Source organism: Methylobacterium mesophilicum, assembly GCF_036441335.1.
GTDB lineage: Bacteria > Pseudomonadota > Alphaproteobacteria > Rhizobiales > Beijerinckiaceae > Methylobacterium > Methylobacterium mesophilicum_B.
In genome coordinates, this window is record NZ_MLBW01000004.1 from 59,326 (window position 1) to 72,421 (window position 13,096).

Sequence of the window (13,096 nt, forward strand, 5' to 3'; positions counted from 1 at the left end):
ACCCGCCTGTCGATCGGCCCGCTGGCCCATACCGGCGGCTTCACCGGCCGGGCCCCCTGCGCCCGCCGGTTCAGGGATCGCCACGGTCTGACACCGCGCGTGCCGGCAATCGGCCGTCACGGGCGCCCCGCAGGTCATCCGACCCGGGGCGCCCACTGCCGCCCGGTCAGGGCGCGCGGTCGCTCCGGCGCAGGCTCGCCGGCATGGCGAAGAGCGCGAGCCCGGCGGCGACGAGGCAGAGCACGCCGATCCCGTACAGGGCCGGCGTGGTCGAGCCGGTCAGGTCCTTCACCCAGCCGACCATCACCGGGCTGACGATGCCGCCGAACTGGCCGAGGGTGTTGATCAGCGCGATCCCGCCCGCCGCGCCGACGCCGGTGACGAGCTTGGCCGGCAGCGTCCAGAAGGTCGGGATCGACGCGACGATGCCGGCGCCCAGCAGCGCCAGGGCGACCATCAGCGGCACGATGTGCTTGTCGAACAGGCCGGCGCCGAAGAAGCCGAGCGCGGCCGCGATGGCGAGGCCGGCGACGAATTTCGGCCGCTCGCCCGAGGCGTCGGACAGGCGCCCGATCACCACCATGCTGATCGCCCCGCAGATGTAGGGGATCGCCGTCAGGAAGCCCACGGACGCCGCCTGCCCGCCGCTCGCGGTCTTGATCAGGTCCGGCCCCCAGAAGTTCAGGCCGTAGGAGCCGATCTGGAGCAGGAAGTAGATCAGCCCGATCAGCAGGAATCCCGGCTGCCTGATCGCCCCGAGGAGGGAGTGGTCGCCGATATCCCGGTTGTGGTGCGCGATCCGGCTCGACAGCAGCGCCTTCTCGGGCTCCGAGAGCCACGTCGCGTCGGCGATCCGGTCGTCCAGGCGCATCAGCACCAGCACGCCGAGGACGAGGCAGGGCAGGCCGCCGGCCAGGAACAGCCATTGCCAGCCGGCGAGGCCGCCGACGCCGTTGAGGCCGCCGAGGATCAGCCCCGCCACCGGCGCGCCGAAGATGCCCGAGAAGGCAGAGGCCACGAACATGAACGAGGTGATCCGCCCGCGATGCGAGGCCGGGAACCAGATGGTCAGGTAATAGAGGATGCCGGGCGCGAAGCCCGCCTCCATGGCGCCGATCAGGAAGCGCAGGGCGTAGAAGTGCCACTCGCTGCGGATGAAGATCATCAGCGCGGTGGCGATGCCCCAGGAGATCATGATCCGGGCGATCCAGCGCCGCGCCCCGACCCGGTAGAGGAACAGGTTCGAGGGGACCTCGAAGATCACGTAGCCGACGACGAACATGCTCGCGCCGAGCCCGTAGGCGACGTTGCTGAAGCCGAGGTCGCTCTGGAGCTGGAACTTGGCGAAGCTGATGTTGATGCGGTCGAAGAACGCGAACATGTAGCAGATCATGATCAGCGGCATGAGCCGCCACGCGACCTTGCGGACGACGCCGGTCTCCGTCACCGCGCCGGCCTCGACGGCAGCCGGCGACCCGGACAGGGCTGCGGTCATGGTTTCCTCCGTAGTGTGTTTTTCGGGGACGTGTCGTGGGCGGTGCCGCCTTCGGGCGGGCGGCTTCCCGCGAAGTCAGGTTCGGGCGCAGCTCAAGGCACACGACGGCGATGCCGCCTTCGCCGGACGAGGCGCGGGTCCCCTCTCCCGTTCGGGCGAGGGAGCGCGTCGCGTCCGACGCGTGGGGCGGGCCGTTGTGAGCCCGCCCCTCTCCGTCTCCGGCTCAGGCCGCCCTGGCGGGTGCCGGGTGCAGGTCGCAGGGCCGTCCGGCCTTGGCGACCTGGCCGGGCACGTCGTGGCCGACGAGGCGCGGCAGGTCCCGCGACAGGCCGATCAGCGCCGGGAGGTCGAGGCCCGTCGGCACGCCCATCTCGTGGGCCATGCTGACGAGATCCTCGGTGCAGATGTTGCCGGTGGCGCCGGGCGCGAACGGGCAGCCGCCCAGGCCGCCGAGCGCCGCGTCGAAGCGCCGGGCGCCCGCGTCGTAGGCCGCCAGCACGTTGGCGAGGCCGAGGCCGCGCGTGTTGTGGAAGTGGAGCGTCAGGCGCCCGGGACCGACCAGCGGCAGGACCCGCGCGACGAGGCGGCTCACCTGCCGGGGATTGGCCATGCCGGTCGTGTCGGCCAGCGTCACGCCGTCGACGCCCAGCGACAGGTAGCGCTCCACCTGCGCGACGACCCTGTCGGCCGGCTGGTCGCCCTCGAACGGGCAGCCGAAGGCGGTCGCCACCGTGGCGTTGGTGCTGAGCGGGGCGCCGCGCACCGAATCCATGATCCGCGCGAAGCCGGCGATCGAGTCGGCCGGGCTCATGCCCATATTGGCGCGGTTGTGGGTCTCGCTCACCGAGGCGACGAGGTTGATCTCGTCGACCCTGGCGGCGAGCGCCCGCTCGGCGCCCTTCGGGTTCGGCACCAGGGCGACGTAGACGGTCCCGGGCCGGCGCCGGATCCCGGAGAAGACCTCGGCCGCGTCGGCGAGCGCCGGCACCGCCTTCGGCGAGACGAAGGACGAGACCTCGATCCGGCTGAAGCCGGCCTCCGCCAGGGCGTCGATCAGCCGGATCTTCTCGGCCGTCGGCACGAAGACCGGCTCGATCTGGAAGCCGTCGCGGGTCGCGACCTCCTGAACGATCAGCGCATCGCCGCTCATGCCACGGCTCCCTTCTCGCGCAGCGCGGCGATGCGCGCCGGGTCGAGGCCGAGCTCGGCGAGGACGGAATCGGTGTGGGCGCCGAGGGCCGGCCCCTGCCAGCGGACCTCGCCGGGCGTGTCGGAGAGCTTCGGCACGATGCCGGGCATCTTCACGGCCGTGCCGCCCGGCAGCTCCGCCTGCAGGATCATCTCGCGCGCCTGGTAGTGCGGGTCGGCCACGATGTCGGCCACCGAGTAGATCCGGCCGGCCGGCACGTCGGCGGCGTCGAGGACGGCCAGCGCCTCCTCCACACTCTTGGTCTTCGACCAGTCGGCGATGGTGCCGTCCAGCATCGCGGATTGCTGGGAGCGGCCCGCGTTGTTGCGCAGCGCCGGGTCGTCCGCGAGGTCGGGACGGCCGATCGCCGTCATGAGACGGCGGAAGATCGGGTCGCTGTTGCCGGCGATGACCACGTAGCCGCCGTCCCGCGTCGGGTAGGTGTTCGACGGGGTGATGCCCGGCAGCGCGCCGCCGGTGCGCGTCCGGACCTCGCCCAGCAGGTCGTATTCCGGGACGAGGCTCTCCATGACGTTGAACACGCTCTCGACGAGCGAGACGTCGATCACCTGGCCGGCGCCCTGCCCGGTCTTGACCCGCAGCAGGGCCATCAGCGCGCCGATGACGCCGTGGAGCGAGGCCAGGGTGTCGCCGATGCTGACGCCGACCCGGGCCGGCGGGGCCTCCGGGCTTCCCGTGGTGAAGCGGATGCCGCCCATCGACTCGCCGATGGCGCCGAAGCCGGGCCGGTCGCGGTAGGGGCCGGTCTGGCCGTAGCCCGAGATCCGGACCATCACGAGGTTCGGGTTGAGCGCCGAGAGCACGTCCCAGCCGAGGCCGAGCTTCTCCAGGCCGCCGGGCCGGAAGTTCTCGACGACCACGTCGGCGCTCGCGGCGAGCTGCTTGACGATGTCGAGCCCCTCGGGCGACTTCAGATTGACGGCGATCGACTTCTTGTTGCGCGACTGGAGATACCACCAGAGCGAGGTGCCCTCGTGCATCTTGCGCCACTTCCGGAGGGGATCGCCCTCGCCCGGGGGCTCGACCTTGATGACCTCGGCGCCGAACTCGGCCATCAACCGCGTCGCGAAGGGCGCGGCGATCAGCTGACCGAGTTCGAGAACGCGGATACCGCTGAGCGGACCGGACACGGCTCTCCTCCATCGTTTGTTGCCCCCGAGATAGGGCTCTTCCCGCGGCGAAGTCCAAACGCGATGCGCCACCGTGCGTTCACCGCGGGAGAACGCACGCTCAGCGGCCGGCGGCCCGGAGATGCTCCAGCAGGAGGGACGCCGCGGGCGACAGCGCGCCCGGGCGGACCACGAGGCGCAGCGTGCGCGCGGCCCAGGGATCGGTGAGCGGCACCGCGGCGAGCCGCATCGGCGGGCCGAGCAGGGCGTAGACGCGCTCCGGCACGGTCCCGAGGCCGAGCCCGACCTGCGCCATGCGGCAGATCGCGTCGAAGCTCGGGACGTGCATGCGCAGCCGCAGCGGCCGGCCGAGGCGCCGGGCCTCGTCGCGCAGGGCCGCGTAGATCGAGCTCTCCGCGTGCAGCCCGACATGGTCGTAGTCGAGGGTGTCGGCCAGCGCGACGGCGTCGCGGTCGCACAGGGGATGCCCGGCCGGCATCACCAGGACGAGGCGGTCGCTCCGGTACGGGTAGGCGGTGAGGCTGCGGGTGTCGGTGTTGTCGGCGCACAGGCCGAGATCGGCGAAGCCCTCCTCGACGCCGGCGACGACGCCGCCGCTCGGCCGCTCCTCCAGGTCGACCCGGATCCCGTCCTGCGCCGCCAGGAAGGCCTGCAGGTCCTCGGGCAGGAACTCCACGATGGCCGAGAGGTTGGCGAGCACCCGAACGAATCCGCGCACGCCCCGGGCGTGCTCGGCGAGTTCCAGGGCGATCTGCTCGGCGCTCGCCAGGATCCGGCGGGTGTGGTGCAGCAGGGTCTCGCCCGCCGGGGTGGGCCGCATGCCGCGCGGCTCGCGGGTGAGCAGGGTGCAGCCCAGCGCGTGCTCCAGCTCGGCGAGGCGCTTGCTCACCGCCGAGGGCGCGATGGCCGCCCGGCGGGCCGCGCCGTTCAGGGTGCCCTCCGCGCAGATGGCCGCGAACAGCCGGAGCGTCTTCAGGTCGAGGCGGCTGAGGGTCGCGGCCGCGGGCAGGTCGGCGGACATCCGGCGGCTCGATCCGGGGGCACCGTCAGTCGCGCGATCCGACCGGCTGGCCGTAGGTGCCGAGCCCGGCCTTGGCCCCCTCCCGGTTGACGAGGCCGAACCGCAGCACCGCCTGCTCCAGGTAGTCGATCGCGTCGACCAGATGGGCGCGCGCCGCGGCGACGCTCTCGTCGCCCTCCTCGACCGGCGTCTCGGCGAGCTTCACGGCGGCGATCAGGACGCGGTCGCGCTCGTCCTCGATCCGCGGATCGCGGGCGAGGTGGCCCCGGACCCGGGCGTCGAACGTCTCGATGACCGACCAGGGCAGCGCGTCCTTGCCGGACGGCGCCCGGTACGCGCGGGCGTGGCGCCGCGCGTCGGCGCTGGCGGCCCTGACATGATCGGCGAGTGCTGCATCCATTCCCGGCCTCCGCGGCGCCGCGCCGATCGATCCCCGGCCGGACCATCGGCTCGAGGGTCCGAACGTGCGCCGACCCGGTCCGTTGCCGACGCCCTTAGCGGGCCGCGCCACAAACCTTCAAGACCCTGTGGGCGAGGGCCTTACCTTGGCGGTTCCGGCCCTTATCTCTCGGGCTCGTGATCAAGCGGCCGAGTCTCGGCCGGCAGATGGGGGACGATATGGGAACGACGCTGACGGCCGGCGCGGTGCGCCGGACATCGCCCGCGGCGCGCCTCCTCGGCGTGCTCTCGGTGATCCTGGTGGCCGCGGGTCTCTCCGGCTGCGGAGCGGTCAACCGGGTGCCGACGCTGCAGGAGCAGGCCAAATCCGCGTGGAGCGAGGTGCAGAACCAGTACCAGCGCCGGGCCGACCTGATCCCCAACCTCGTCGAGACCGTGAAGGGCTACGCCCAGCAGGAGAAGGACGTGCTGATCGGCGTCACCGAGGCGCGCGCCAAGGCGTCGAGCGTGAAGGTCGACGCCTCCACGGTCAGCGACCCGCAGAAGTTCAAGGAGTACCAGGACGCCCAGAACCAGCTCTCGGGCGCGCTCGGTCGCCTGCTGGTGACGGTGGAGAGATACCCCGACCTCAAGTCGAACCAGAACTTCCTCGCCCTGCAATCCCAGCTGGAGGGCACCGAGAACCGCATCGCGGTGGCGCGGCGCGACTACATCACGGCGGTCCAGGCCTACAACACGGAGGTGCGCACGATCCCGGGCCGCTGGATCGCGGCCGTGCTGTACCCCGACGCCAAGCCGATGGAGACCTTCACGGCCACGCCGAACGCCGACCGGCCGCCGAACGTGAAGTTCTAGGGTGGCGCATATGGGCCGGACCGTGTGCCGGGCCATGCCCTTCCGGGCGCGGCACGTCCTGTCGCTCGCCGTCCTGGCGGCGTGCCTGACGATCACCGCGATCGGGGCGATGGCGGCCGAGCTGACCTTCCCGCCGCTGACCGGACGCGTGGTCGACGCGGCGGGCATCCTGACGCCGGAGCAGCGCGGCACCCTGGAGGCCAAGCTCAAGGCGCACGAGGACAAGACCTCGGATCAGGTGGTCGTCGCCACGGTGCCGAACCTGCAGGGCACGACCGTCGAGGACTACGCCAACCGCCTGTTCCGGGACTGGAAGCTCGGGCAGGCCAAAACCAATAACGGCGTCCTGCTGCTGGTGGCGCCGAGCGAGCGGAAGGTCCGGATCGAGGTCGGCTACGGCCTGGAGGGGGCGCTGACCGACGCCCTGTCCAAGGTCATCATCGCGAGCGCCATCACGCCGCGCTTCAAGACCGGCGACTATTTCGGCGGCCTGGACGCCGGCGTCGACGGCATCCTGTCGATCCTGGCCGGAGACGCGCAGGACTGGCAGCGCAAGCCCGAGGTGCGGGCCGACGAGGTCGATCCCACCCAGGTGGCGGTCTTCGTCGTCCTTCTCCTGATCGTGGTCTTCGTCGCGTGGCGCATGAGCCGGGGCGGCCGGTCGAGGCCCGGCGGCCTCGTCATCCTGCCGGGGCCCGGCTCGGGCGGCTGGGGCGGCGGCTTCTCGGACGGCGGCTCGGGCGGCTCCTCGGGCGGTTTCGACGGTGGGTTTTCCGGCGGCGGCGGCTCGTCGGGCGGCGGAGGGGCCTCCGGTGACTGGTAGACGCGCGGCTGTCCTGACACCGGAAGCGCGGGAGCGGCTGGCCCACGCGGTCGGGCGCGCGGAGGCCGGGACCTCCGGCGAGATCGTCGTGATGGTGAGCCGGCGCGCCGGCGCCTACCGCTCGATCGTGCTGCTCACCGCGCTCGTCGCGGCGCTGGTCCTGCCCTGGCCGCTGATCGCCCTGACCGCCTGGAGCGCCGCGTCGATCCTGCTGGCGCAGGCGGCCCTCGTGGCGGCGATCCTCGCGGCGAGCCAGAACGAGCGGCTGCGCATGGCCCTGGTGCCGCGCCGCCTGCGTCGCGCCCGCGCCCGGGAGGCGGCCCGGCGGGCCTTCTGGTCGCGCGGCCTGAGCCTGACGCGCCGGCGCACCGGGATCCTGCTCTACCTGTCGCTCGCCGAGCGGCACGCCGAGATCGTCACCGATCTCGGAGTCCTGCGGGAGATCCCGCCCTCCGCCTGGGACGGGATCCTCGCCGAGCTGATACCGGCGCTGGGGCGCGGCGCCATCGAGGACGGCCTGACCGCCGCGGTCGCGCGCGTCGGGGCCTGCTTGGCGGAACATCTCCCGGCGGGTCCGGGCGACCCCGACGAGCTGCCGAACCGGGTCGTCGTCGTCGACTAAGGTCGCGGTCAGCCGCCGTCCGCCGTCGTCCGAACGGAGGACGCGCCGCGTGCCGGCGGGCCGCACGATCGCTGTGGCCTGTGACACTCCGATATTGCGTCGGACTTCAACCGGATGCGATGGTGCGGCGCCGCACCGAGCACCCTGGGGTTGTGTAACTGTGCTGGACCGGCGGCGATTTCCCCTGTGAGTCCGGCGCGCCGGGGGCCACGGGGCGCCCGCGCCTGAAAGCGCCGGCACCCGAGCAGGAGCGACGCCGGCACGACCGGCGGCGCGAGGAGGCCGTGATGAAGATCCTGATCGCCGCGACGCCGCTCACCGGCCACGTGAACCCGCTCCTCGCCATCGGCCGGACGGCGGCGGCCCGGGGGGATTCCGTCCTCGTGCTCACCGACCCGGCCTTCCGGCCGAAGGTCGAGGCGGCGGGCCTGCGCTTCGCGCCCTACGCCGACAACCACGCCGCCGAGTACCGCGAGACCGAGCTGCCGGCCGGCCCGGAGCGCTACCGCCGCGAGTTCGAGCGCCGGTTCGTGGATCCGATGCCGGTCCAGGCCGCCGCCCTGCGGGCGCTGATCGCCGCCGAGACGCCCGACGTGATCCTGGCCGGCAGCATGTTCCTGGGCGCGCTGCCGCTGCTCCTCGACAGCGCGCCGCGGCCGCCGATCGTGACCGTCAACGTCAGCATCCTGTTCCTCGACCGGCCCGACCACGCGCCCGTGGGCCTCGGCCTGCCGCCGGCCCGCGACCGGGACGACCTCGTCCGCTACGCCACCCTGAAGGCCGGCATGGACGCGGCCTTCGTCAACCCGGTGCGGGCCTACACGGACGCGAAGCTCGCCGCGCTCGGTCTGCCGCCCCTGCCGGCGTCCCTGCCCCACTCGATCGTGGTCCTGCCGGACCTGTTCCTGCAGCCGACCGTGCCGGGCTTCGAGTACGAGTACGGCACCCTGCCGCCGGGCCTGCGCTTCATCGGCCTGCTCCAGCCGCCGACCCCGCCCGCGCCGCTCCCGGGCTGGTGGCCCGATCTGGAGGCGGCGAACGCGGCGGGCCGGCCCGTCGTGCTGGTCACCCAGGGCACGCTGGCCAACGCGGATTTCGGCGAGCTGGTCGAGCCGACCCTGACCGCCCTGGCCGACCGGGACGATCTGCTGGTCCTGGCCACCACCGGCGGCCGCCCCGTGGACGCGCTGAAGGTTCCGGTTCCAGCCAACGCCCGCGTGTCGTGCTTCCTGCCGTTCCGTGAATTGCTGCCGCGGGTGAGCGTGCTCGTGACCAACGGCGGCTACGGCAGCGTCTCGCAGGCGCTCGCCGCCGGCGTGCCGATCGTCTCGGCCGGCCTGACCGAGGACAAGGCGGAGGTGAACGCGCGCATCGGCTGGTCCGGCGTCGGGATCAACCTCGGGACCAACGCGCCGGGCCCGGAGGCGGTCGGCGCCGCGGTGGCGCGTGTGCTCGAAGAGCCCGGCTTCCGCGCGCGCGCCGGGGCGCTGCGGGACGCCTTCGCGGCCCGGGACGCCATGGCGTCGATCCTGACGGCTCTGGACGATCTCGCGCGCGCCGGGGCCGATGCCGGGATCGCGCGCCCGCTCGCGAGGTCGGCGTGAAGCCGGCCTCCGACGCGGCGGCGCTCCGGGTCGTCGTGGATCTCAACCGCTGCCAGGGCTACGCCCAGTGCTGCTACGCCGCGCCGGACGCCTTCGCGATCCGCGGCCACGAGATCCTGTTCTACGATCCCGCGCCCCCGGCCGACCGCCGCGGCGCCATCGAGCGGGCCGTGCAGGCCTGCCCGGTCCGCGCCATCAGCCTCCAGGCCGGCCCGGACGACGGGGGCGCGCCGTGAGCCCCGAACCCGCCGGCATCGTGGTGGTCNCTGGCCTACGAAGCCCTGCTGATCGCCACCGGCGCCGAGGCCCGGCCCTGGCCGGCCGAGACCGGCGGCGGGCTCGCCGGCATCTTCACCCTGCGAGGGCGCGACGACGCGGCCGGCCTGCGGGACGCCCTTCTGGCGCGCCCGCGTCAGGTGCTCATCGTCGGCGGTGGCCTGATCGGCTGCGAGGCGGCCTCCTGCCTGCGCGACCTCGGGCTGCCCGTGACCCTGGTCGACCCGAACGCCGCGCCCCTGGCCCGGGGTCTCGGGACCTTCGTGGGCGGCGTGATCGCCGAGCGCCTGCGGGAATCCGGCGCCACGTTCCGCCCCGGCACGATGGTGCGGGCCTTCGAGGGTGACGCGTCCGGGCACGTCGCCCGGGCCCGGCTGGCGGACGGCAGTGCCATCGAGACCAACCTGGTCATCGCCGCCCTGGGGGCGACCCGGGCGACCGGCTGGCTGCGGGACGCGGGCCTGCGCGCCGATGCCGGCGGCGTGACCTGCGACGCGGCCTGCCGGGTCCTCGACGCCGCCGGGGCGCCCTGCCCGGACATCTACGCCGCGGGCGACGTCGCCCGGTGGCCGATCCCGCTCTACGGCAACCGCCTGATCGCCGTCGAGCACTGGGGCAACGCCGTCGAGCAGGCCGCGCACGCCGCGCGCAACTTGCTGGCAGGCCCCGGCGACCAGCGCCCCTACGGCCACCTGCCGGCCTTCTGGTCGAGCCAGTTCGGGATCAACATCAAGCTGGTCGGGGTCCCTGACGGCGCCGATTCCGTCGCTGTGGTGCAGGGGTCCCGGGCCTCCCGCCGCTTCCTCGCCGTCTACGGCCGCGCCGGGCGCAGCGTCGCGGCCGTCTCGTTCGATCAGGCCCGCTGGCTGCCGGCCTACGCGGAGGCGATCACGGCCGGCGACCCGTTCCCGCCGATCACCGACGCCACCGACCGGCCCCGCGTCGAGATGGCGGCCCCGGGCTTCCCGCCGCGCCGCGCCGCCCCGGCGCGACCTTCCGCCGAGACCGTCGATGTCTGACGACGCGCTGTTCGCCGCCGTGATGGATCCGGCCAACCGGGCCGACCCGTACCCGCTCTATCGACGGCTGCGGCGGCAGCCGGTCTCCCGCCAGCGCGACGGCAGCTACGTCGTCTCCACGCACGCGGCGATCCGCAGCCTGCTGTTCGACCCGCGGCTCAGCTCCGAGGACCTGCCGCCGCCCCGGCGGCCCCGCACCGGCAACCCGCTCAAGGACCTGATCCTCAACCCGATCAAGAACCGCATCAGCGCCACGCACCGCCCGTTCATCTTCCGCGACCCGCCGGACCACGACCGGCTGCGCAGCCTGGTGATGCGGGAATTCTCGATCGCGCGGGTGCAGGCGCTGCGGCCGCGGATCGCCCGGGAGGTGGACGGCCTGATCGACGCGTGCCGGGACCGGCGGGAGGTCTGTCTCGTGAGCGACCTCTCCTACCCGCTGCCGGTCACGGTGATCTGCGAGCTGCTCGGCGTGCCGCGCGAGGACGAGCCGCGGTTCCAGGCCTGGGCGACGCAGCTCGCCACGGCCGTCGAGCCGGACGCGCGCCACGACGACGCGACCCGGCGCCAGATCGTCGGCGCCTTCGACGAGATCGCCGCCTACATGCGCGACCTCATCCGCGAGAAGCGGCGGCGCCCGGCCGACGACATGCTGAGCGGCCTCGCCGCCCCCGGTCCGGACGGCCGGAAGCAGATGAGCGACTTCGACCTCCTGTCGACGGCGGTCCTGCTGCTGGTCGCCGGCCACGAGACCACCGTGAACCTCATCACCAACGCCATGCTGACCCTGCTCCGGCATCCCGAGGAGCTGGAGCGGCTCCGGTCCGATCCGGAGCGCGCGCCGCGCCTGATCGAGGAGGTCCTGCGCTACGAGCCGCCGGTGCATTTCCGGACCCGCAAGGCCCTCGGCGCGATCGCGGTGGCCGGCGAGATGATCCCGAAGGGCGCGCCCGTCATTCTGATGTTCGCCGCCGCGAACCGCGATCCCGACCGGTTCGCGGAGCCCGACCGCTTCGATCCCGACCGGGCCGACATCGAGCATTTCGGCTTCGGCGGGGGCCTGCACTACTGCGTCGGCGCGCCGCTGGCGCGGCTCGAGGCCGAGATCGCCCTGGTGGCGCTGAGCCGCCGCCTCGTCGCCCCGCGCCTCGCGGTCGATCCGCCGCCCTACCGGCCGGGCGCGTCGCTCCGGGGACCGGAACAGCTCGGGATCGGCATCGACGGGATCGCCTGATCCGGACCGGGTCCGCGCGAGTCGTAAAGCGCCGGTGAACGGGGCTGTTTCACGTGAAACATTTGTAAACCCCTTCGCCCGCGGCGGGCGGGCGGCGGCTCCGGAACTTGGCCGTACCGCGGCGGGCTTTACGGGAGAACGGCCGAGACGGCCGCGATCCCGAGAGCTCCCGGAGAGACGACGCCATGAAGGCACTGTGCTGGCACGGCCGCAACGACATCCGCTGCGACACGGTCCCGGATCCGGTCATCGAGGATTCCCGCGACGTCATCATCAAGGTCACGAGCTGCGCGATCTGCGGCTCGGACCTGCACCTGATGGACGGCCTGATGCCGACCATGAAGAGCGGCGACGTCCTCGGTCACGAATTCATGGGCGAGGTCGTCGAGGTCGGACAGGGCTTCACCAAGTTCAAGAAGGGTGACCGGATCGTCGTGCCCTTCAACATCAATTGCGGCTCCTGCCGGCAGTGCAAGCTCGGCAATTTTTCCGTGTGTGAGCGCTCGAACCGCAACGCCGAGATGGCGGCCGCGCAGTTCGGCTACACGACGGCCGGCCTGTTCGGCTACTCGCACCTCACCGGCGGCTACGCGGGCGGTCAGGCCGAGTACGTGCGCGTGCCCATGGCGGACGTCGCGCCCATGAAGGTGCCGGACGGCATGGACGACGAGTCCGTCCTGTTCCTCACCGACATCCTGCCCACCGGCTGGCAGGGCGCCGAGCACTGCGAGATCCGGGGCGGCGAGACGATCGCGGTCTGGGGCACCGGCCCGGTCGGCATCTTCGCAATCCAGTCGGCGAAGATCATGGGAGCGGGGCGGATCATCGCCATCGAGACCGTACCCGAGCGGATCGCCCTCGCCGAGAAGGCCGGCGCCACCGACGTCATCGACTTCATGAACGAGGACGTGTTCGAGCGGATCAAGGAGATCACCAAGGGCCAGGGCGCCGACGGCGTGATCGACTGCGTCGGCATGGAGGCGAGCGCCGGCCACGGCGGTCTCACCGGCATGCTGTCGACGGTGCAGGAGAAGCTCACCGCCACCGAGAGGCCCTACGCGCTGGCCGAGGCCATCAAGGCGGTCCGCCCCTGCGGGATCGTCTCGGTGCCGGGCGTCTACGGCGGGCCGATCCCGGTCAACATGGGCTCGATCGTCCAGAAGGGCCTGACCCTCAAGAGCGGGCAGACCCACGTGAAGCGCTACCTCGAGCCGCTGACCAAGCTGATCCAGGAGGGCAAGATCGACACGACCTCCCTGATCACCCACCGCTCGCAGGACCTCGCGGCGGGGCCGGACCTCTACAAGGCCTTCCGCGACAAGAAGGACGGCTGCGTGAAGGTGGTGTTCCACCTGAACTGAGGCGGCGGCGTCCCGGTCTGCGGTCGGCCGGGACGCGCCCGCTCCGC

At 72.8% G+C, this 13,096-nt stretch carries 13 protein-coding genes; 8 read left to right on the forward strand and 5 right to left on the reverse strand.

Annotation, left to right across the window (positions count from 1 at the left end):
- Positions 1–166: 166 nt before the first annotated feature.
- From MMR14E_RS02575 to MMR14E_RS02595, 5 genes are all read right to left on the reverse strand, one after another.
- Positions 167–1,495, reverse strand: a complete 1,329-nt coding sequence (locus tag MMR14E_RS02575) for an MFS transporter (protein ID WP_331312676.1) — start codon at positions 1,493–1,495, stop codon at positions 167–169.
- 223 nt (positions 1,496–1,718) lie between these two features.
- Complete coding sequence (locus tag MMR14E_RS02580; protein ID WP_331312677.1) at positions 1,719–2,645, reverse strand: hydroxymethylglutaryl-CoA lyase; 927 nt, start codon at positions 2,643–2,645, stop codon at positions 1,719–1,721.
- The gene (locus MMR14E_RS02585; RefSeq protein WP_331312678.1) at positions 2,642–3,835 is read right to left on the reverse strand and encodes a CaiB/BaiF CoA-transferase family protein; all 1,194 of its coding nucleotides are present in this window, start codon (positions 3,833–3,835) and stop codon (positions 2,642–2,644) included. The genes MMR14E_RS02580 and MMR14E_RS02585 overlap by 4 nt, the downstream gene beginning before the upstream one ends.
- A 100-nt stretch (positions 3,836–3,935) precedes the next feature.
- On the reverse strand, positions 3,936–4,856 hold the full coding sequence (locus MMR14E_RS02590; RefSeq protein WP_331312679.1) for a LysR substrate-binding domain-containing protein: 921 nt from the start codon (positions 4,854–4,856) through the stop codon (positions 3,936–3,938).
- A 25-nt stretch (positions 4,857–4,881) separates the two neighbouring features.
- Positions 4,882–5,256, reverse strand: a complete 375-nt coding sequence (locus MMR14E_RS02595; RefSeq protein ID WP_331312680.1) for a hypothetical protein — start codon at positions 5,254–5,256, stop codon at positions 4,882–4,884.
- Between the two features lie 230 nt (positions 5,257–5,486).
- On the opposite strand from MMR14E_RS02595, the gene MMR14E_RS02600 reads away from it, so the two are divergent.
- From MMR14E_RS02600 to MMR14E_RS02635, 8 genes are all read left to right on the forward strand, one after another.
- Positions 5,487–6,110 (forward strand): LemA family protein, encoded by a 624-nt coding sequence (locus tag MMR14E_RS02600; protein ID WP_376738905.1) that lies wholly within the window; start codon positions 5,487–5,489, stop codon positions 6,108–6,110.
- A 34-nt stretch (positions 6,111–6,144) separates the two neighbouring features.
- Complete coding sequence (locus MMR14E_RS02605; protein WP_419539294.1) at positions 6,145–6,933, forward strand: TPM domain-containing protein; 789 nt, start codon at positions 6,145–6,147, stop codon at positions 6,931–6,933.
- Positions 6,923–7,555 carry a TPM domain-containing protein gene (locus MMR14E_RS02610; RefSeq protein WP_091980021.1) on the forward strand — a complete coding sequence of 211 codons (633 nt, stop codon included), beginning with the start codon at positions 6,923–6,925 and terminating at the stop codon, positions 7,553–7,555. The genes MMR14E_RS02605 and MMR14E_RS02610 overlap by 11 nt, the downstream gene beginning before the upstream one ends.
- 287 nt (positions 7,556–7,842) lie before the next feature.
- Positions 7,843–9,159, forward strand: coding sequence for a glycosyltransferase (locus MMR14E_RS02615; protein ID WP_331312681.1), 1,317 nt, complete (start codon positions 7,843–7,845; stop codon positions 9,157–9,159).
- Positions 9,156–9,395, forward strand: coding sequence for a ferredoxin (locus MMR14E_RS02620; RefSeq protein WP_331312682.1), 240 nt, complete (start codon positions 9,156–9,158; stop codon positions 9,393–9,395). The genes MMR14E_RS02615 and MMR14E_RS02620 overlap by 4 nt, the downstream gene beginning before the upstream one ends.
- 30 nt (positions 9,396–9,425) lie before the next feature.
- Positions 9,426–10,454: an NAD(P)/FAD-dependent oxidoreductase gene (locus MMR14E_RS02625; RefSeq protein ID WP_331312747.1), complete on the forward strand. Its 1,029-nt coding sequence runs from the start codon at positions 9,426–9,428 to the stop codon at positions 10,452–10,454.
- Positions 10,447–11,688 carry a cytochrome P450 gene (locus MMR14E_RS02630; RefSeq protein ID WP_331312683.1) on the forward strand — a complete coding sequence of 414 codons (1,242 nt, stop codon included), beginning with the start codon at positions 10,447–10,449 and terminating at the stop codon, positions 11,686–11,688. Before MMR14E_RS02625 ends, MMR14E_RS02630 begins: the two co-directional genes overlap by 8 nt.
- A 185-nt stretch (positions 11,689–11,873) precedes the next feature.
- On the forward strand, positions 11,874–13,049 hold the full coding sequence (locus tag MMR14E_RS02635; protein ID WP_331312684.1) for a zinc-dependent alcohol dehydrogenase: 1,176 nt from the start codon (positions 11,874–11,876) through the stop codon (positions 13,047–13,049).
- The last annotated feature ends 47 nt before the right edge of the window (positions 13,050–13,096 follow it).